Below are 19,106 nucleotides of genomic sequence, written 5' to 3' on the forward strand. Positions count from 1 at the left end.
AATCAGCCCGGGGGGAATTCGGAAGTCAGGGCCACAAGCGCTTCCCCGTAGGCACCCGGCAAGCCCTCCGCGAGAACAGGCAGGCTCTCCAGCTGCCCATCCCGGGCCCCCATCTCCATGCGCGCTGTAAGGTCAGCAAAGCGCACCAGGCCCAGGTTGCTTAGTGCCCCCTTTAGCTGGTGGGCCTCCATCATGGTCTGCTCGGCATCCCGGGCGCACAGCGCCCTCTGCAGCAGGACCAGCCGTGCGGGCACATCCTCCTGGTAGAGGGTGATCAGCTCCTGGACCAGCACTAGGGAAGCCCCGAGGTCGAGAAGGTCACGCAGCGGCTGGGGATCGAGGACCGGCAGGTCGTTCAAGGCGCGCTCCTGGGGGATGCCTTAAAAGGCCATCGGTAGGTTCGGTCTCCGGGGTGATTCCCTACCTGCTCACCGACCAGGGGTCCCGATTACAACAGGTTCAGAACCCATGGCCTGCAGGATGTCCCGCGGCCTGTAGCCGGATCAGGCTGGCATTCAGCTTCGCCTGGGCCGCGGCCATGTCGTGCTCGGTCTGGGCGTCCTTGAGGAGCTTGAGGGCCCGCTGCCGGGAGGCCTCGGCCCGCTCCAGATCCAGCGTGTCCATGGTCTCGCTCTCCCGGGCCAGGATGGTCACGTGGTCCGGTCCGATCTCCGCGAACCCGCCGAACACCGTGAGCCAGTGCTTCTGGCCTTCCTGGATGTAGTAGAGCAGGCCATCGCCCACCTCGGTCATGACGGGCGTATGGCCGGGCAGGATGCCGTAGTAGCCACGGACGGCCGTGGGGAACTGCACCTCGGCCACTTCGGCCGAGAAGACCGGCCGCTCGGGGGTGACGACTTCCAGCTTGATGGATTGGGACATGGCAGGCTCTTTTCAAAGCTCGGAATCCACAGGCGCGGATTCCGAGTTGGAGAAGGACAAACTAGACGGCAGCCAGCTTTTCAGCCTTCTCGACGGCTTCCTCGATGGTGCCCACGAGGTAGAAGGCCTGCTCGGGAAGGTGGTCCCACTTGCCGTCGCAGATCTCGCTGAAGCCCTTGATGCTGTCCTCGAGCTTCACGTACTTGCCGGACATGCCCGTGAACTGCTCGGCCACGAAGAAGGGCTGGCTGAGGAAGCGCTGGATCTTGCGGGCGCGGGCAACGATGAGCTTGTCGTCGTCGGACAGCTCGTCCATGCCCAGGATGGCGATGATGTCCTGCAGTTCCTTGTACTTCTGCAGGATCGCCTTCACGCGCATGGCGGTGTTGTAGTGGTGCTCGCCCAGGATGCGGGGGTCCAGCAGGCGGCTGGTGGAGGCCAGGGGATCCACGGCGGGGTAGATGCCGAGCGCCGCGATCTCACGGGAGAGGTTCGTGGTGGCGTCCAGGTGCGCGAAGGTCGTGGCGGGCGCAGGATCGGTGTAGTCGTCCGCGGGCACGTACACGGCCTGCACTGAAGTGATGGAGCCCTTCTTGGTGGAGGTGATGCGCTCCTGCAGTTCGCCCATTTCCGTGGCGAGGGTGGGCTGGTAGCCCACAGCCGAAGGCATGCGGCCCAGCAGCGCGGACACTTCGGCGCCGGCCTGGGTGAAGCGGAAGATGTTGTCCACGAAGAGCAGCACGTCCTTGCCTTCCACGTCGCGGAAGTACTCGGCGACGGTGAGGCCGGTCAGGGCCACGCGGGCACGGGCTCCGGGGGGCTCGGTCATCTGGCCGTAGATGAGCGCCACCTTGCTCTTGGAGAGGTCGTTCTTGTCGATGACGCCGCTGTCCATCATCTCGTGCCAGAGGTCGTTGCCCTCGCGGGTGCGCTCACCAACGCCGGCGAACACCGAGTAGCCGCCATGGCCCTTGGCGATGTTGTTGATGAGTTCCATGATCAGCACGGTCTTGCCCACGCCGGCGCCGCCGAAGAGGCCCGTCTTGCCGCCCTTCGCGTAGGGTTCCAGCAGGTCGATGACCTTGATCCCCGTCTCGAACATCTCGGAGGAGGTGTTCAGGTCCTCGTACTTGGGAGCTTCGCGGTGGATTGGCAGGGTCATCTTGTGGCCGATGGGGCCGCGCTCGTCCACGGGATCACCCACCACGTTGATGATGCGGCCTAGGGTCTCGGGGCCCACAGGCACATTGATGGCCTTGCCGGTGTCGGTCACGATCTGGCCGCGCACCATGCCCTCGGTCGGCTGCATGGACACGCAGCGCACGCGGTTCTCGCCGAGGTGCTGCTGCACTTCCAGCGTCACCAGCGCGCCGCCGATGTCGGTATGCAGCGCGTTCATGATCGAGGGGAGGTGGCTGTCGAATTCGACGTCCACGGCGGGACCGACGACGGCGATCACGCGGCCTTGAAGGGTGTTGGACATGGGGACCTCGGCGAAGGAATTAGGCGCGAATGACGAGCGTTGGAAACTAGGCGTTGGCGCCGGAAACGATCTCGATGATCTGGTTGGTGATGCTGGCCTGGCGGATCTTGTTCATGGTGAGCGTCAGCTTGGCGATCATCTCGCCGGCGTTGTTGCTCGCCTTGTCCATAGCCGCCATGCGGGCGCCATGCTCAGAGGCGCTGCTCTCAAGCAGGTTGCGGAGCAGTTCCGTCTCCACGAAGCGGGGCAGTAGGGTCTCCAGCACCGAATTGGGATCCGGCTCGAGGAGGTGGGGCACCTCGAGAGCATCCCGACCCTCGTAGCGGGTGTCCAGTTCCATGGGAAACACCCGGGACACCGTGGGCGTCTGGGACATGGGGCTGTTGAAGTAGTTGTAGATGATGTAGAGGGCATCGATCTCGCCGGCCTGGTACTGGGCAGCGGCACTGGCGGAGATTTCCGTCACCACGCGCTGGAGGCCTGTGAGGGGGACATTGAGGAACTCCCCGGCAGCGGTCAGTTTGTGCTTCCGCGCCCACTCGGCGGCCCGCTTGCCCACCACATCCAGATGCACGATCTTGGCCGGACACTCCGAGGAGAAAGCCGTGGCCGCCTTGAGCACGTTGGCGTTGAAGCCGCCACAGAGCCCTTTGTCAGATGCGACCAGGACCACCCGGATGTTCTTCTCCTCGCGGGGAGACAGGAAGGACTGGGCGGTGGGACCCGGCTGGATCTCGGCATCACCCTTGATGCGGCCCACAACCCGGCGGACGACTTGCATCATCTTGTTGGCATATGGACGCAGGGCCACCAAGCGCTCCTGAGACTTCCGCAGCTTGACTGCGGAGATCATCTTCATGGCCTTGGTAACCTGCTGGGTGTTCTTCACCGACCGGATGCGGCGGCGAATGTCCTGGAGACCGGCCATCGGACTATGCTCCCGCGGGCTGGTTCAGGGAGGCCACGAAGGTCTCCTTGAAGGCCACGATCTGCGCCTTGAGCTGGGCCTTGGCGTCATCGCTCAGCACCTTGGTGTCGCGAATGCCGCGCAGCACCTCAGGGGCGTTCACGTCGAGGTAGGCCATGAACTCGGCCTCGAAGCGGCGCACCTGGGCAACCGGCAGATCGTCCACGTACCCGTTGGTGGCAGCCCAGATGATGACCACCTGCTTCTCCACGTTCATGGGGCTGTACTGGCCCTGCTTCAGGATCTCTACCAGGCGCTGACCGCGGTTGAGCTGGGCCAGGGTGGCCTTGTCCAGATCAGAACCGAACTGAGCGAAGGCCGCCAGCTCGCGATACTGGGCGAGGTCGAGCTTGATGGTGCCGGCCACGGACTTCATGGCCTTCACCTGGGCGGAACCACCCACACGGCTCACGGAGATGCCCACGTTCACGGCCGGGCGGACGCCCGCGTTGAAGAGGTCGCCTTCCAGGAAGATCTGGCCGTCGGTGATGGAGATGACATTGGTGGGAATGTAGGCGGACACGTCACCGGCCTGGGTTTCAATGATGGGCAGGGCGGTCATGGAACCGGCGCCACGCTCGTCGCTGAGCTTGCAGGCGCGTTCCAGCAGGCGGCTGTGCAGGTAGAACACGTCGCCGGGGTAGGCTTCACGGCCGGGAGGACGACGCACCAGCAGGGAGATCTCGCGGTAGGCCACAGCCTGCTTGGAGAGATCGTCATAGATGCAGAGGACGTGGCCGCCGGGGTTGTCCTTGCTGCTGGGCTGGCCGTCTTTGCCATGCCACATGAAGTACTCGCCCATGGCGGCCCCGGTCATGGGGGCCAGGAACAGCAGCGGGGCGGCTTCGGAGGCGGAGGCCGCCACCACGATGGTGTGCTTCATGGCGTCGTATTCTTCGAGCGTCTTCACCACCTGGGCGATGGTGGAGCGCTTCTGGCCGATGGCCACGTAGATGCAGATGACGCCGGTCTCGCGCTGGTTGATGATCGTGTCCACAGCCACCGCGGTCTTACCGGTCTGGCGATCGCCAATAATGAGCTCACGCTGGCCGCGACCGATGGGGATCAGGCTATCGATGGCCTTCAGGCCCGTCTGCATGGGCTCGTGCACACTCTTGCGGTCCACGATGCCAGGGGCGATCTGCTCGATTGGGTTGGTCTTGGCGGCCTGGATGGGGCCCTTACCGTCGATAGGGTTGCCCAGGGCATCCACCACGCGGCCCACGAAGGCGGGGCCCACGGGCACCGACATGATCTTCCCGGTGCGCTTGACGGTGTCGCCTTCCTTGATGGCGGCGGCATCGCCCAGCAGGATGATGCCGACATTGTCCTCTTCCAGGTTGAAGGCGAGGCCCATGACGCCGTGGGGCAGTTCCAGCAGCTCACCAGACATGGCCTTCTCGAGGCCGTAGGCGCGGGCGATGCCGTCACCCACGCTGATCACGGTGCCGACCTCGGCCACGTCGACCTGGGCATCGAAGCCCTCGATCTGGCTGCGGATGATGCGGGAGATCTCTTCCGCGCGAATGTCCATGAAGTCCTCCAAACCTGCGAGTTGAAAGCGAATGAATTAGGCGGTGAGAAGCTGCGTCTTGAGCTGGCGGAGCTGGCCCTGGAGCGAGGCATCCAGGACCGTGGAGCCCACCTGGACCTTCACGCCGCCGAGGAGCGTGGCGTCCTGGTGCCAGCTGAGGCGGATGGTCTTGCCCGTACGGTTGCCCAGCGAAACGATGAGGGCCTTGGCCTGGGCGTCCGTGAGGGGCTGGGCGCTGGTCACCTTGGCCTCCACGATGCCGGCCCGCTCGTCCACCTGGTCCGCAAAGGTGCGGCGAATGTCGGGCAGCAGGTTCAGGCGGCCTGCCTCGGCCACCACCCTGAAGAAGTGCCGCATGGTCTCGCTCACCTTGGCGCTGGCGAGGATGGCTTCGAAGACCTGGGCCTTCTTGGTGGGCAGCACCAGGGGCGAGGCCACCAGGCGGGAGAGGTCGGCATTGGCGGCCACGGTGGCGGCCACGGTTTCCAGCTCCTGCTGAAGCTGGGGCACGTTGCCCTGCTGGTCTGCGATCTGAAGGAGGGCCTTGGCGTAGCGCCGGGCGGTCAGGCGGCTGCTCACTGGGCGCCTCCGATCTGCTGAATGGCACGGTCCACGGCCTTGGCGGCCTCAGGTCCCTGCAGCTTGGCTTCCAGGCGCTTGGCAGCGCCTTCCACGGCCAGTTCAGCGACCAGGGCCCGCAGCTCCTGCTCGGCCTGGCGCTTCTGGTAGCCGATCTCCGCCTGGGCCTGGGCCAGGATCACGACGGCTTCGGCCTTGGCGGCCTCCAGTACGCGCTGCTTCTCGGCCTCGGCATCGGTCTCCGCCTTGGCCAGGATGCCTGCAAGCTCGCCTTCGAGCCCGGCCATCTTGGCTTCCATGTCCTTCATCTGGGCTTCGCCCTCGGCCTTGTCCCGCTCCGCCTGGGCGAGCATGGTCTCCAGCTCCTCCTTCCGGGACTTGAACATGGCGGACAGGGCGCCCTTGAGGATGAAGAAGAGGCCCGCACCGTAGATGGCGAAGTTCAGCAGCTGGACGAGGAAGGCGCCCCCGTTGCCGTATTCCTTGCCGAACAGGACCATGGGCGGCTTGTGGTGGGTGCCGCCATGGGCTTCGGTGCCGTGGGCCTCCCCGGGGGCGACATGGGCGCCGCCCGGCTGGGCTTCGTGGCCAGCGGTCTGAGCCTCGTGGCCAGCTGCGGGAGCTTGGTGCTTCTCGGAGGCCGAGGCCGGGTGGGCATCGTGGGCCTGGGCCACCAGAGCCAGGGGGCTGAGGGACAGCAGAACCGCCAGGGAGAATCGGGTCAGCTTATGCATGCTCAGGCCTGCTTCAGAAGGGTCTGGGCCATGGACTCGGCCAGGGCGTCCACCTGGGCCAACAGGTTCTGCTTGGCCGTGGCCTGCTGGGCCTTGAGGGACTCCACCGCTGCCAGGCGCTCGGCCTGGGCCTTGCTCCGGGCTTCGTCCAGGAGCCGCTGTTTCTCCTTGCCGGCCGCGTCCGACAGCGCCTTGCGCCGCTCGAAGGCCTGAGCCCGGAGGTCCTTCAGGCGGGACTGGTAGTCCTTCTGGCGGGCCTCAAGCAGCGCCGCAGCCTGGGCCTTGGCGTCACCGCCGGCATTCAGGTCCCGGTCGCGGTCCTCCATCACCTTCGTGATGGGCTGGAAGAACACCACCCGGAGGTAGAGGTAGAGCACCACGAGCAGGACGATCACGAAGAGCAGGGCCGGCAGGTCCGGGCGCATGGGATCCGGCATCTGGGCCAGGATGCGCGCGACCGGGCCACCCTCTTGCGGGGATCGGAGCGTCAGATTCGCCAGTTCCAGCAGCGCCACAGGCCACCCTCCAGAAACATCCCAAGGCCACGGCCGACAGTTCAGCCAGGGTCACACCGACACCAGCTGATGGTCCGCGGGAACCTCTGGCACGGGAGTCCTAAAACCCTACCAGACTGGTCCCATTCCCTCAATCCGGAGCTTTGCCCTTGACCCTTCCAAGGCCCTGTGGGAGGATTTCCGTTCGGCGATTCGGGCGATTAGCTCAGTCGGTAGAGCAGCTGCCTTACACGCAGCATGTCGGCGGTTCGAGCCCGTCATCGCCCACCAGATTTCTGGTGAAGTGAAACAAACGCAAGGGGTTGTAGCTCAGTCGGTTAGAGTGCCAGCCTGTCACGCTGGAAGTCGCGGGTTCGAGCCCCGTCAGCCCCGCCAACAAAAGGCCCCCATCCGGGGGCCTTTTTGTTGGCGGAATAAAAGCAGGGGCTCGAACTCGCGAGTGGGCTCACTGAGGCGCCACTAAATGTGCCGCCGAACGAGACCGGCGGACGCAAGCCCGCAGGGCGCCGCGGATGCGGTTCGAGCCCCCGCTGGCATGGGTCGATCCGAGAGGCGGGGAACGGCGTGGCTGACGGCACTCCGGCCCTCGCGTCCCCTACTCCCGAAGCCCCCACATCTTCACGATCTTCCCCGCCTTCACCTGGTAGATCACAAGGGCCTCAAGGGGTTCGCCCTTCCCGGCCCGCCCCTTGATGACCTCCTTCTGGATCACGAAGGAACCCGAGACCATTTGCGCCTTCGCCGAGGCGTGCAGGTCCGGATTTGCCTTGAACCGCTCGGCATAGAGCTCCCGGAGCCGGGCCTTCCCGGTGGGTGCCGAGGTGCCGGGGATTTCGGAGATTTCAACATCCTCTGCAAAGAGCGCCAGAAAGCCTTCCAGGTCGTGGGCGTTGAACAGCTCAATCTGCCGTTCCACCGTGCCGGCAGGGCTGAGGTTCTTGGGCGTGGGTGCTGCCACCAGCAACGCAGGCATCAGCAGGCAGGACAGGGGTCGGATCATGGGTGCTCCTGAAGCGGAAGCACCACTCTAACGGCCCCTTAAAAAATCCGCCCGTGCCCTTTCGGCCGGTGTTCGATAGACTGAAAGGCTTGGAACAACCATGAAACTGCCCCTCGTCGCCTTGTGCGGACGCCCCAACGTGGGCAAGTCCACCCTCTTCAACCGGCTCACCCGCAGCCGGGCGGCCTTGGTCCATGACCTGCCAGGCATGACCCGGGACCGCAGCTACGGCCGCGTCACCTGCCTGGGCGAGGAGGGCGAGGCTGAGGAGGTCTTCGAGCTCGTGGACACGGGCGGCCTCGATTTCGAGGGCGACGACGTAATCACCCAGGGCATCACGCGCATGGCCCAGGCCGCCCTCGAAGAAGCCCACGTGGCCATCCTCTTGGTCGACGGCCACGATGGCCTCACCGCCGGGGACGAGGAGATCGCCGCCCGTCTCCGCCGCATGGGCAAGCCACTACTGCTGGTCATCAACAAGTTGGACGGCATGAAGGGGGGCGCACCGGACGGCGGCTTCTACGGCCTGGGCTTCGACGAGGCCTTCGCCATCTCCGCGGCCCACGGCGCGGGGGTTCCCGAACTGATCGCGGCCATCCGCGCCCGCCTGCCCTTCCACCGCACACCTGAAGAAGCCGAGACCCATGCTCTCGGGGACGAGCGCCGCTTCGCGCTCATCGGCCGCCCTAACGTGGGCAAGTCCTCCCTGGCCAACCGCCTGTTGGGATACGAGCGCAGCCTCGTCAGCGAGGTGGCCGGCACCACCCGCGACACCGTGGATACCATCATCCATGTGAAGGACCGGGTCTACCGTCTCATCGACACGGCGGGCATCCGGAAGAAGGGCAAGACCCACGAGGGCGCTGAGAAACTAAGCATCCTGAAGGCCAAGCAGGCCATGGCCCGGGCCGATGTCAGCCTCCTGCTTCTGGATGCCGTCGAAGGCGCCACCCACCAGGACGCCGTCATCGCCGGCTATGCCCAGGAGGCCGGGGCGGCCGTCATCCTCGTGGTGAACAAGTGGGACCTCGTCGAGAAGGACACCCACACGATCTACGGCGCGGAAGAGGACCTCCGCCGCAGCCTGGGCTTCCTGCACCACGCGCCAATGATCTTCCTCTCGGCCCTCACCGGGCAGCGGGTCTCAAAAATCTTCGGAATGATCGACGAACTGGCGGAGGCCCACGCCCGGCGCATCCCCACGGGGGAGCTGAACCGGTTCCTGCGGGGCTCTGTGGACGCCATGAGCCCCCACGCCATCGACGGCAAGCTGCCCAAGCTCTACTTCATGACGCAGGTGGGCGTGCGGCCCCCCAGCTTCGTGGTGAAGGCCAACACTGACCGTGGCCTGCACTTCAGCTATGTGCGCTACCTTGAGAACCGCCTGCGCGAGCAGTTCGGGCTGGCGGGCGTGCCCCTGCGCCTCAGCGTCCAAAAACGACAGAAGGGCGAAGGCGATGAGCCGGAAGTCGCCGCGGTGCGCCGCATCCTCGATCCCGGCGAGGGACTGAAGCCCTCCCGCAGCAACGAGGCCCTCCAGGCTCAGCGGGTGGACAAAGTGAAGGCCCGCCCCCGCCCCAAGAAGAAGGAAGGACCCAAGCCCGCCGCCAAGCAGGCACCCCGGAAGGGTCCCAGCGGTCCTCCCAAGCGGGTCCGGCAGAAATCCACCAAGCGGCCGTAGAAGCCAACCTCAAAGTTGCGCGGGAAGGGTGGCTGGCCTGGGCTAACCTGGGCCACCCCCCTGGAGTTCCCATGCCCTTTCGTTGCGTTGTTGCCAGCCTCCTCGCCCTGAGCCTGTCGGCCCAGGAGCGCCCCCTGATCCTCAGAGCGGCCCGGCTGCTGAATGTGCGCACCGGGAAGGCGGAATCGCCTGGCCAGCTCTGGATCCAGGGTGGTCGGATCCAGGCCGGTCCCCCACCTGCAGGAGCGGAAACGCTTGATCTGGGGAATCGGACCCTCCTGCCCGGCCTCATTGATTGCCACACGCACCTGCTGTTTCCCGCAGGCCTGGGGGAATTGGGCTACCTCAAGCGCAGTCCGGGCACCCTTGTGCTCGATGGCGTGGTGAATGCCCGCAAAGTCCTGGAGGCCGGCTTCACCACCGTGCGGGACGCGGGGGCTTCCGCAGGCTTCGGCGACGTGGCGCTGCGGGATGCCATCGCTCGGGGCGATATTCCCGGGCCTCGCCTGCTGGTGGCGGGCCCGGCGCTGTCCATCACCGGAGGCCACGGCGACCTCAACGGGTTCCCGCCCCATGTGCATGTCGGGGACGAGCACATCGTGGACAGCCCTGACCAAGGGCGGCACGCGGTGCGCGAGTGGCACAAGCGGGGCGTGGGCCACATCAAGCTCCACGCGACCGGTGGCGTGCTCTCCAACCATGACGACCCCGGCGCACCCAGCTTCAGCCCGCCCGAGTTCAAGGCCATCGTCGAGGAAGCCCGACGCCGGGGCCTCGATGTCTGCGCCCATGCCCACGGCGACGCCGGCATCCTGGAAGCGACCCTGGCCGGCGTCCGCTCCATCGAACACGGCAGCCTGCTGAGCCCCGCCACAGCCAGAGAGATGAAGGCCCGCGGAACCTTCCTGGTACCGACCCTCTACGCGCTGGAGTCGATCCTGTTGCCCGGCAACCCTTACAAGATTCCCGAAGGCTCCCTGCTGAAGGCCAGGGCCATCCTCCCGCTCCGGAAGGCCGGCTTCAAGGTCGCTCTGGAGGCCGGTATCCCCATCGCGTATGGCACGGACATCGGCGTCTTCGAGCATGGTCAGGTGGCCGCGGACTTCCGGTACTTGGTGAGCTACGGCATGACGCCCCTCCAGGCCCTCCAGAGCGCCACTCTCGTCGCGGCCGAGCTGCTGCGCATGGGGAGCGAGGTCGGCACCCTCGAACCGGGCCGGCTGGCCGATGTGATCGCCGTGGACGGGGACCCTTTGACCGACATCAGCACCCTGGAAAGGGTCCGTTTCGTCATGAGGGGCGGGAAGACGGTCCTCAAACAACCTTGATCATTTCCTGCAAAGCGGATCTCGAAATTGATTATTAAATGTTAATATATTTATAATTAATCTATTTCAAAATAAATAGAATTGATTCTCATGAAAATTAACAACCCTTAACTTGAGGGCCGGGAGGGTCTGCCTCGAAGCTGACTCCCACACCCCCGTTCTTTCCACACTTCACCCCTTGCAGCTGCGGATCCATCCACATCTGCCGGGAGCCGCCCAGGCCGGAAGAACCTGGATGGCTGTGAAACCCTCTTCCCCCCGTGAGGAGTTGCCCATGGCGACTACCAAAGGCCGTTTGGCCCTGTCCTTCATCACCGCAGCCCTGGCTGCCGGTTCCCTGTTCGCGCGTTCGCCCCAGGAAACGCTGCGCGTGAACAGCGCTGCTGACCGCCTCCACGCGAACCGCACCCAGCTGGGTCTGGACGCCGATCACGCCTTCAACCTGCGGACCTCCCACTCGGATGACCTGGGCCAGACCCATGGTCACTTCACCCAGCACTACAAGGGCGTGCGGGTGTGGGGCGGCGACGCCATCACGCACATGGACCGGGATGGCGCCGAGCTGCCGCTGACCAACGCCCTGCACAAGAACATCTTCCTCAACGTGACCCCCTCCCTGGTGGCGGGTGAGGCCCTGGCCGTGGCCCAGTTGGACCTGGCCCCCAAGGGAGCCTTCTCCTACGCCCCGACCACCGAGCTGGTGGTCTTCCCCCATGAGGTTGATGTCGTCACCCGTCCTGCGGGCCGTCAGTCTCTGGACCAGGAACCGACCGCCACGGATGTCACCCGCCAAGTGGTCCGCTTCGCACTCGCCTACCACGTCCACACTGAACTCGAGAACGACCTGGACGGCATCCGGCACACCGACTACATCGTGGACGCCCACACCGGCGCCATCCTGAAGAAGTGGAACACCCTACACACCACTGCCGCGACTGGCACCGGCAACAGCCAGTACAACGGCGTGGTCACCCTGAACACGAACAGCGTCACGGGTGGCTACGAGATGCGGGACATGACCCGCGGCGCTGCCGGCAACTACGTCACCAACACGAACCACGCCAACACCACCTCAACTGCCGCCGGGAGCATCTACACCGATGCCGACAACACCTGGGGTGACGGCGCCAATTACGTGGAAGGCAGCTCCACCACCGCCGCCAACGGCCAGACGGCCGCCGTGGATGCCATGTATGGTATGGCCAAGTCCTGGGACTTCTACAAGCTGGTCTACGGCCGCAATGGCATTGATGGCGCCGGCAGCACCACCTACAGCCGCGTGCACATCGGGAACAGCTACGACAACGCCTTCTGGTCCGACAGCTGCTTCTGCATGACCTACGGCGACGGCTCCAGCTTCACAACCCTCACCGCCCTGGACGTGGCGGGTCACGAGATGAGCCACGGCGTCTGCGCCCGCACCGCCAACCTGACCTACTCCGGTGAGTCGGGCGGCCTGAACGAATCCAACTCCGACATCTTCGGCACCATGATCGAGTTCTACGCCCGCGGCGGCTCCGGCGCCACCATCGGCAACAGCGGCGGCAACTGGACCATCGGCGAGCAACTCTCCTCCACCCCCTTGCGCTACATGTACAAGCCCAGCCTGGATGGCGCCTCGCCCGATGCCTGGTCCTCCACCATCGGCAGCAAGGATGTCCACTACTCCAGCGGCCCCATGAACCGCTGCTTCTACTTCCTGAGCGTAGGCGCCACCACCACCGGCAACACCAGCACCACCCTGCTGCCTGCCGGCATGACGGGCATCGGCAACGACAAGGCCTCGGCCATCTGGTTCCGTGCCCTCACCACCTACCTCACCGCCAGTTCCAACTACGCCGCTGCGCGCACGGCCGCCATCAACTCGGCCAAGGATCTCTATGGCGCCGGTGGCGTCGAGGAGCAGGCTGTGTGGAACGCCTTCCACGGCATCAATGTGGGCGCCGCCTGGTCCTCCAGCACCGACACCACCGCCCCCACCGCCACGGCCTCCGAGTCCGGCACCACGGGCACCATCACCCTCTCCGCCACCGCCTCCGACAACGTCGGTGTCACCAAGGTCGAGTTCTACATCGATGGCGCCCTGGTGGGCACCGACACCACGTCGCCCTACAGCGTCACCTACAACTCCGCGAACCTGACCAACGGCACCCACAGCCTCGTCGCCAAGGCCTATGACGCCGCCGGCAACATCGGCTCTTCCACGGCCGTCAGCTTCACTACCAGCAACACCAGCACCGGCACCACCTTCAATGAGGTCGAGAGCAACAACACCCGCACCACCGCCAACGTGGTCGGCGATACCGCCAACAAGATCGTCGGTTACATGGGCACCACGACCGACAACGACTACTTCAAGATCAACATCGCCCCCGGCCGCACCGCCACCATCAACATGACCGGCCCCACGGGCGTGGACTACGATCTCTACCTCTACAACAGCAGCGGCACTCAGCTGAAGAGCAGCCTGGGCGCCACCGCCACCGAGACCATCACCTACTCGAACACCTCCGCAACTGCCACGGTGTTCTATGTCCGGGTGAAGGCCTACAGCGGCTCCAGCACCACCACCCCCTACAACCTCGCCCTCACCCGCTGAGGTACGACCACCCCGGAACAGGGCCGCGCCAGCGGCCCTGTTTTTCGTTAGACTGCCCCCATGGCGGTCCTGATCGCAGAACCAGACGAGGTCGATGCCCGGCGGATGGTCGAGGGCCTGAACTCGGAGGGGTTCATCTGCGAGTGGGTGAAGACAGGGCCGGAGGCCCTGGCCAGGGCTTCCGCCTGTGAAGCCCTGGTCGCCGAGATCGCCCTCCCAGGCCTACCGGGCATGGACCTGGTCCGGCGGCTGAGGGAGTCCGGCATCACCACGCCCCTGATCTTCGTCACGACGCTCTGCACCCCGGAACACCGCGTGCGCGGGCTTGAGGCCGGGGCCGACGACTACCTCTGCAAGCCCTTCACCATGCCGGAGCTGGCAGCCCGACTGCGGGCCCTCATCCGGCGAAGCCGGATGCCTTCCCGGCTCCGCCGGGTGGGCGTCGCCGATCTGGTCTGGGAACCGGACCTGCGCCGGGTGCACCGTGGCGAGCGCCGCCTCGGCCTCACCCCGAAGGAATACACGCTGCTGGCCCTCCTACTGGAACGCCCCGGCCAGGTGGTCAGCCGGGATGAGATGGCCTTGGCCCTCTGGGGGGGCGAGAACCAACGGCCCGACCTGCGCAGCCCCAATGCCCTGGATGCCCAGATACGGCGTCTCCGGGCGAAGGTGGACGGCCCCCTCGACCATCCCCTGCTACACACCCAGCGGGGGCGGGGTCTGGTCATCGAGGCCAGGTAGACCTCAGCGCTCCAGCAGCACCTTGGCGTGTTCCAGGGCCTCGGCACGATCGGGCTGGCCCGACAGGAGCCTGGCGAGCTCCCGGGTGCGCTCCTCCCCCTCCACCCACCTGAGGGCGCTGCGCGTGCGGCCCCCTTCGGTCTCCTTGCGCAGGCAGCCGTGCCGGTCCGCCCGGGCCGCCACCTGGGCGAGGTGGGTGACGGCCAGGACCTGGTGGGCCTGCCCCAATTGAGCCACTGCCTGACCCACGGCCAGGGCCGTCTCGCCTCCGAGCCCTGCGTCCACTTCATCCAGCACCAGGGTGAGGCCGTCACGAACGCCCTCCCCCAGGACCAGCCCAGCCCCCACCAGGGCCAGCATGAGGCGGCTGAGCTCGCCACCGGAGGCGATCTTGGCCAGGGGCCGGAAGCCCTCGCCGGGGTTGGGCTCGATCCAGATGGCCAGGGCCGAGAAGCCCGTGGCGGCCACCCGCACCGGTCGGCCACTCTGCTCGACCGGACTGCCAGGCTCTTCCGCCAGGGACAGGCGCAGCTGAAGCCGGGCCCCCTTCATCCCCAGGTGGCCCAGGCGCTTCTGCACCTCGGCCTCCAGCCTGGGCAGGGTCGCCGTGCGCTGGCCGTGCAGGGCCTCGGCGCCACGACGGTAGGTCTCCACCGCCCGGGCCAGGGCTGTTTCCAGCTCCTTGATGGGTGCGTCTCCGGCAAGAAGGGAGCGCTGTTCATCCTTCAGCGCCAGCATCCGGGCGGGCAGTTCCTCGGGCTCACAGCGGTGCCGGCGAGCCAGGCGTTCATATAGGGCCAGGCGGGCCTCCATGGCCTCGATACGGTCGGCTCCGGCCGCGGACCAGCGGAGGGCCTGGTCCTGGGCCAGGGCGAGCAGATCCTCCAGTTCAAGCACTGCTGAGCGGAGCCGGTCCTGCTCGGCCACAGCGTCCGGCCAGTGGGCCACGGCCCGCATCATCGCCTTGTGGGCCAGTTCGACCTTGGGGAGCCCCTCGTTCAGGGCCTCGGCCGCCTCCCGAAAAGCACCCTCCAGGTGCACCGCATGGCGCAGGGGCTCCCGGTCCGCCTTGAGCTGGGCCCACTCCCCAGGCTTCGGGGCCAGCTTGTCGAGGTCGGCGATGGCCTCGGCCAGCTGCTCCAGGCGCTGGTCCCGGTCAGCCTGACTGCGGCGCCGGGCCTTCAGGGCGCCTTCGGTCTCCCGGACGGTCGTGGCTTCGGCCTGCAGGCAGGGCTCCAGCCCCAGCACCTCGTCAATGAGGGTGAGGTGTCTATCTTCTCCCAGCAGCGACTGGTGGTCGTGCTGGCTGGTGAGCCGCATCCAGAGCCGCCCCGCCTCGCGCAGATCGGCCAGGGCGCAGCTGGCCCCATTGATCCAGGCGCGGCTGCGGCCCGCTCCGATCTCGCGGCGCAGCACCACGGGCTGTTCCTCGGGCAGGCCGCGCTCGGCAAGGAAGGTTCGCCAGGCCTCGAAGCGACCCTCCACCACGGCCTCCACCGTGGCTCGGTCGGCCCCGTGGCGGATCAGCTCCGCGTCCCCGCGGGCGCCCACCAGCAGCGAGAGCGCGTCCACCAACAGGGACTTGCCCGCGCCTGTCTCCCCTGTGAGCACCGTGAAGCCCGGTCCCCACTCCAGGGACAGGTCTTCGACGAGGGCGAGGTTCTGGATGCGGAGCGAGGAGAGCATGGGATCAGTCTAGCCCCGGGGCGTCGGGGCGCGGTCTCCAGCCTCCCGCCCGGCCTGGGATGGGCTCCCGGAAGGCCCGCCCTTGAGATCTTGGACACGCTTGGCTGTGAAACCATACCGCCGGAACAGGTCCCGGATGGCGGCATCCAAGGGCGCAGGAGGGTAGGATGCGATTCCTGGGAATGGGAATGCTGATGGTAGTGCCCCTGGGTGCCCAGGGTGTCGTGGAAGTGGAGGCCACCCGCTGGCAGTCGCGGCTGAATGAGGTGAGGAAGCCCGCCCAGGGCGGTACCACCTTTGAACTGGGCGACCTGTTGGGCCAGGACCCGATCTGGGCCGGGCGGATGACGGTCTCCTGGGACCTGAGCCCCAGGCAGGGGATCCGCATTCTGCTGGCCCCCTTCGAAGCTACGGGAACGGGCGTCTTCCAGACCCCGGTGACATTCGAGGGGAAGGTGTTCGGGCCCCAGGCACCCACGGAGGGCCGCTACCGGTTCAACAGCTGGCGCGCCACCTGGCGCTACACCTGGGTAGCCACAGAAGCCTGGACACTCAAAGTGGGCGCCACGGCGAAGATCCGGGATGCCAAGGTGCAGCTCACCCAGGGCGGACTCACGGCCACCACCAGCAATGTGGGCTTCGTTCCCCTGGCGCACCTGTCGGTGGAGCGGCGCCTGCCTGGAGCCCTCTCGGTGCTCTTCGAGACCGATGCCCTTGCCGCGCCCCAGGGCCGGGCAGTGGATGCGGCCCTCATGCTCCGTTGGCAGGCGAGCCCGAGGACCCACGTGGACATTGGCTACCGGCTCCTGGAAGGGGGGGCGGACAATGACAAGCTCTACACCTGGGCCCGGCTCGACGGCTGGCGCGTAGGGATGGGCGTGCGGTTCTAGGCTCTGGTCCACGTCATCGCCGGGGGCCGCCAGGTGGCGCAAGTCGGAGCACGAGGGCTTGCGCGGCCATCCCGAGACGGAAGCCAACCTCTCGGGTTCGCTCCAACCCACCGCCGGGCACCACCGGCTTCAAGGCTCGATTCAAGGGGGTGGTTGTTCCCGGGGTGTGGAAACCCCATCGGGAAGGGCTGCAGGCCGGGGGGCGAATACGTCCAGGGCCCGCGGAACGACCCTGAAGATCGCGGGCGTGGATCCCGTGATCTCGCCATCGGTGTTGATGAGGTGGGGCCGGGGGGTGTCCAGTCGGATCTCCCGTCCCTGGAGCGTGCGCACCCAGGGCAGCAGCCCCTGCCGTCCCTTCGGCAGCCTCCAGAGCAGTGGGATGATCTGCCACCCATGCTGGATTTCCAGGCTGTAGAGGTCCAGGCGCTCGTCGTCGATGGCCGCATCGTGAGCCACCGACATGCCGCCGCCGTAGTACCGGCCATTGCCGACAGCGATCTGAATGGTGTTCACAGAGATCGACACGCCGTCAACCCAGATGGTCGCAGGGAAGGGTCGGGTCCGGCTCAACACCTTCAGGGCCGTCCAGGCGTAGGCCAGCGCCCCCAGGCGCCGCTTCAGCGCCCGACTCAACTGCTGGGTGATGGTGACGCTGAGCCCCACGCTTGCGACATTGAAATAGAACTTCCCGTTGACGAGCCCGAGATCGATGGATTGGATATGCCCCTCCGCGATGGTGCGGCAAGCTTCTGGGAGGGAGTTGGGAATGCCGAGGGTCCTAGCGAGGTCATTGGCCGTGCCCAGGGGGAGGATGCCCAGCGGAAGGCGGGCCTCGACCAGAGCATCCACGATGGTGTTCAAGGTCCCATCGCCGCCGCCGACCACGACCAGATCGAGGAGTTCGCGCTGCTGCAGAATGAAGGTGGAAGCATCTTGCATGGCTTGCATCGGCAGGGCGAGGATCTCAAACCCCGCATGACTCAGGAGGTCGACCGATTCGGCGAATAAATCCCTGCCCCTTCGCGCTTGGCGGTTGATCAGCAGGAGGGCTCGTTTGGCCATGGGGTTGGGACCGGTTGGATCGCGCGTGAAAGGAAGGACGGCACCCTGGCGCGGCATGGGCACCCGGCCGGACGGCTGGCTTGGAGCGTGCACCGAGCCAGGGTCCCCCGTGGCCTCAGCCCCCCAGCCTGGACCGGGCATCCGCCTCCCGGCGGCGGCGCACGAAGGCGATCACCAGCAAGGCCTCGGCCATATCCTCAAGGCTCACCAGGCCCACGAAGCGCTCCTGCTCGAAGATGGCCGCCACTCGGACGCTGGCGGCCTCCATCCGGCGGCGGACTTCGTCCAGGGGCTCATCCGCTTGGGCCTGGAACCACTCCCTCACCATCATGGAGCTCACGATGGGGTCCCCTTCGGTGGTGACGAGGGACTTGAGCACATCCTGGCGGGTCACGATCCCCAGGAGCTGGGGGCCCTGCACCACCGCGAAGTCCGGTTGATAGCTGGTGAGGATGAGGTCCACGACGTGGGACACCTTGTCCCACGGCGCCAGGGTCATCGCATGGCTGTTGGAGGCATCCCCCACTTTGTAGGTGTCGAGGACGGTCCTCGCCTCTTCATCCGCGCGCTCGCGGCCGGCCCCAATGAAGATGAAGAATGCCACGAGGGCCAGCATCAACATGCCGGAGAACAGGGCAAAGAGGCCCATGGCCATGGCCAGGAACTGGCCGATGGTCGCCGCAGCCCGGGTGGCCTTGGAAAAGCCCATGAACATGGCGAGCAGCGCCCTGAGTACCCGGCCACCATCGAGAGGGAAGGCGGGGATCAAGTTGAAGAGGGCCAGGCTCACATTGGCGGCCAGGATCCAGAGCAGCATGGTCTCTTGGGTGGGGGGTCCGCTGGCCCGAGCCAGCATCATCTGGGAGTTGAGGCCGGCCAACACGGAGGTGTGGAAGACCAGGACGAGGAGGCCGGCAATGAGCACGTTCACAGCGGGTCCAGCCAGCGCGATTACAAGCTCGTGAACCGGCTTTTCGGGGTTCCGGTTCATCACCGCCACCCCTCCAATGGGCAATAGCACGATCTGCTTGGGCGAAAGGCCAAACCCCTTGGCGACCAGGCTGTGCCCGAGTTCATGCAGCACCACGCAGAAGAACAGCAGCAGGATGAGCAGGGCGCCAAACAGCGCACCGCGGCCTCTGTGGGGGATGCCCCACTGGAGGGCGCCGAAGATCACGATGAGGAAGAAGGTGGCGTGAACCTTGATGTCAATGCCCGCCACCCGAGCCACACGAAATGCCCAGTGCATCCAATCCTCCAGCGCGCCAGGACGCCTGTCCCAACGCGCCCATCTTGCCATGGGGACGCTGGCACCAACCAGGGTGGGCCGTCCGGGCCATCCTCTGAAATCCGTTGCGGCCTGAGGCATCCCACGAGAAGCGGCACGACCTGATGGCATGACCGAGGTGGTTGGAGGAGGCA

General features: G+C 66.3%; 17 protein-coding genes and 2 tRNA genes. 7 read left to right on the forward strand and 12 right to left on the reverse strand.

The features are described from left to right. Positions 1 to 2: 2 nt before the first annotated feature. The 8 genes from WAS25_RS14560 to WAS25_RS14595 form a co-directional block, all read right to left on the reverse strand. Entirely contained in the window at positions 3 to 359 is a 357-nt protein-coding gene (locus tag WAS25_RS14560) for an Hpt domain-containing protein (protein ID WP_422313372.1), read from the reverse strand. Positions 360 to 459: 100 nt separating this feature from the next. Then, positions 460 to 882 carry an ATP synthase F1 subunit epsilon gene (gene atpC, locus WAS25_RS14565; RefSeq protein ID WP_422313374.1) on the reverse strand — a complete coding sequence of 141 codons (423 nt, stop codon included), beginning with the start codon at positions 880 to 882 and terminating at the stop codon, positions 460 to 462. Between the two features lie 61 nt (positions 883 to 943). Then, positions 944 to 2,365, reverse strand: coding sequence for a F0F1 ATP synthase subunit beta (atpD, locus tag WAS25_RS14570; RefSeq protein WP_291205099.1), 1,422 nt, complete (start codon positions 2,363 to 2,365; stop codon positions 944 to 946). A gap of 46 nt (positions 2,366 to 2,411) precedes the next feature. Further along, entirely contained in the window at positions 2,412 to 3,293 is an 882-nt protein-coding gene (gene atpG, locus WAS25_RS14575) for an ATP synthase F1 subunit gamma (RefSeq protein WP_422313377.1), read from the reverse strand. A 4-nt stretch (positions 3,294 to 3,297) separates the two neighbouring features. After that, the gene (gene atpA / locus WAS25_RS14580) at positions 3,298 to 4,866 is read right to left on the reverse strand and encodes a F0F1 ATP synthase subunit alpha (protein ID WP_422313379.1); all 1,569 of its coding nucleotides are present in this window, start codon (positions 4,864 to 4,866) and stop codon (positions 3,298 to 3,300) included. A 36-nt stretch (positions 4,867 to 4,902) separates the two neighbouring features. Next, positions 4,903 to 5,445 carry an ATP synthase F1 subunit delta gene (gene atpH, locus WAS25_RS14585; RefSeq protein ID WP_422313381.1) on the reverse strand — a complete coding sequence of 181 codons (543 nt, stop codon included), beginning with the start codon at positions 5,443 to 5,445 and terminating at the stop codon, positions 4,903 to 4,905. Continuing rightward, a complete protein-coding gene (locus tag WAS25_RS14590) occupies positions 5,442 to 6,179 on the reverse strand; it encodes a hypothetical protein (RefSeq protein ID WP_422313383.1) in 738 nt (245 codons plus the stop codon). Before WAS25_RS14590 ends, atpH begins: the two co-directional genes overlap by 4 nt. 2 nt (positions 6,180 to 6,181) lie before the next feature. Further along, positions 6,182 to 6,694: an ATP synthase F0 subunit B gene (locus tag WAS25_RS14595; protein WP_422313385.1), complete on the reverse strand. Its 513-nt coding sequence runs from the start codon at positions 6,692 to 6,694 to the stop codon at positions 6,182 to 6,184. Between the two features lie 194 nt (positions 6,695 to 6,888). Here WAS25_RS14595 and WAS25_RS14600 point away from each other — a divergent pair. Then, a tRNA-Val gene (locus WAS25_RS14600) sits at positions 6,889 to 6,964 on the forward strand. 28 nt (positions 6,965 to 6,992) lie between these two features. Continuing rightward, a tRNA-Asp gene (locus WAS25_RS14605) sits at positions 6,993 to 7,069 on the forward strand. A gap of 220 nt (positions 7,070 to 7,289) precedes the next feature. Here the strand turns inward: WAS25_RS14605 and WAS25_RS14610 are convergent. After that, the gene (locus tag WAS25_RS14610) at positions 7,290 to 7,694 is read right to left on the reverse strand and encodes a nuclear transport factor 2 family protein (RefSeq protein WP_422313387.1); all 405 of its coding nucleotides are present in this window, start codon (positions 7,692 to 7,694) and stop codon (positions 7,290 to 7,292) included. A gap of 100 nt (positions 7,695 to 7,794) precedes the next feature. Here WAS25_RS14610 and der point away from each other — a divergent pair, with 100 nt between their 5' ends. The 4 genes from der (at position 7,795) to WAS25_RS14630 (ending at position 14,043) form a co-directional block, all read left to right on the forward strand. Continuing rightward, positions 7,795 to 9,375: a ribosome biogenesis GTPase Der gene (gene der / locus WAS25_RS14615; protein ID WP_422313389.1), complete on the forward strand. Its 1,581-nt coding sequence runs from the start codon at positions 7,795 to 7,797 to the stop codon at positions 9,373 to 9,375. A 71-nt stretch (positions 9,376 to 9,446) separates the two neighbouring features. Then, positions 9,447 to 10,703 (forward strand): amidohydrolase family protein, encoded by a 1,257-nt coding sequence (locus WAS25_RS14620; RefSeq protein ID WP_422313391.1) that lies wholly within the window; start codon positions 9,447 to 9,449, stop codon positions 10,701 to 10,703. Positions 10,704 to 10,977: 274 nt separating this feature from the next. Further along, on the forward strand, positions 10,978 to 13,302 hold the full coding sequence (locus tag WAS25_RS14625) for a M4 family metallopeptidase (RefSeq protein ID WP_422313393.1): 2,325 nt from the start codon (positions 10,978 to 10,980) through the stop codon (positions 13,300 to 13,302). Between the two features lie 60 nt (positions 13,303 to 13,362). Then, a complete protein-coding gene (locus WAS25_RS14630; protein ID WP_422313395.1) occupies positions 13,363 to 14,043 on the forward strand; it encodes a response regulator transcription factor in 681 nt (226 codons plus the stop codon). Between the two features lie 3 nt (positions 14,044 to 14,046). Here the strand turns inward: WAS25_RS14630 and WAS25_RS14635 are convergent, their stop codons facing one another. Further along, positions 14,047 to 15,729, reverse strand: a complete 1,683-nt coding sequence (locus WAS25_RS14635; protein WP_422313397.1) for a DNA repair protein RecN — start codon at positions 15,727 to 15,729, stop codon at positions 14,047 to 14,049. A 167-nt stretch (positions 15,730 to 15,896) separates the two neighbouring features. On the opposite strand from WAS25_RS14635, the gene WAS25_RS14640 reads away from it, so the two are divergent. Next, complete coding sequence (locus WAS25_RS14640) at positions 15,897 to 16,619, forward strand: hypothetical protein (RefSeq protein WP_422313399.1); 723 nt, start codon at positions 15,897 to 15,899, stop codon at positions 16,617 to 16,619. A 141-nt stretch (positions 16,620 to 16,760) separates the two neighbouring features. On the opposite strand, the gene WAS25_RS14645 is transcribed toward WAS25_RS14640, so the two are convergent. Both WAS25_RS14645 and WAS25_RS14650 read right to left on the reverse strand, forming a co-directional pair. Further along, on the reverse strand, positions 16,761 to 17,684 hold the full coding sequence (locus WAS25_RS14645; protein ID WP_422313401.1) for a lipid kinase: 924 nt from the start codon (positions 17,682 to 17,684) through the stop codon (positions 16,761 to 16,763). Positions 17,685 to 17,799: 115 nt separating this feature from the next. Beyond that, the gene (locus tag WAS25_RS14650; RefSeq protein ID WP_422313403.1) at positions 17,800 to 18,933 is read right to left on the reverse strand and encodes a site-2 protease family protein; all 1,134 of its coding nucleotides are present in this window, start codon (positions 18,931 to 18,933) and stop codon (positions 17,800 to 17,802) included. Positions 18,934 to 19,106: the final 173 nt, after the last annotated feature.

Origin of the sequence: Geothrix sp., from assembly GCF_049292215.1 — a bacterium.
Lineage (GTDB): Bacteria > Acidobacteriota > Holophagae > Holophagales > Holophagaceae > Geothrix.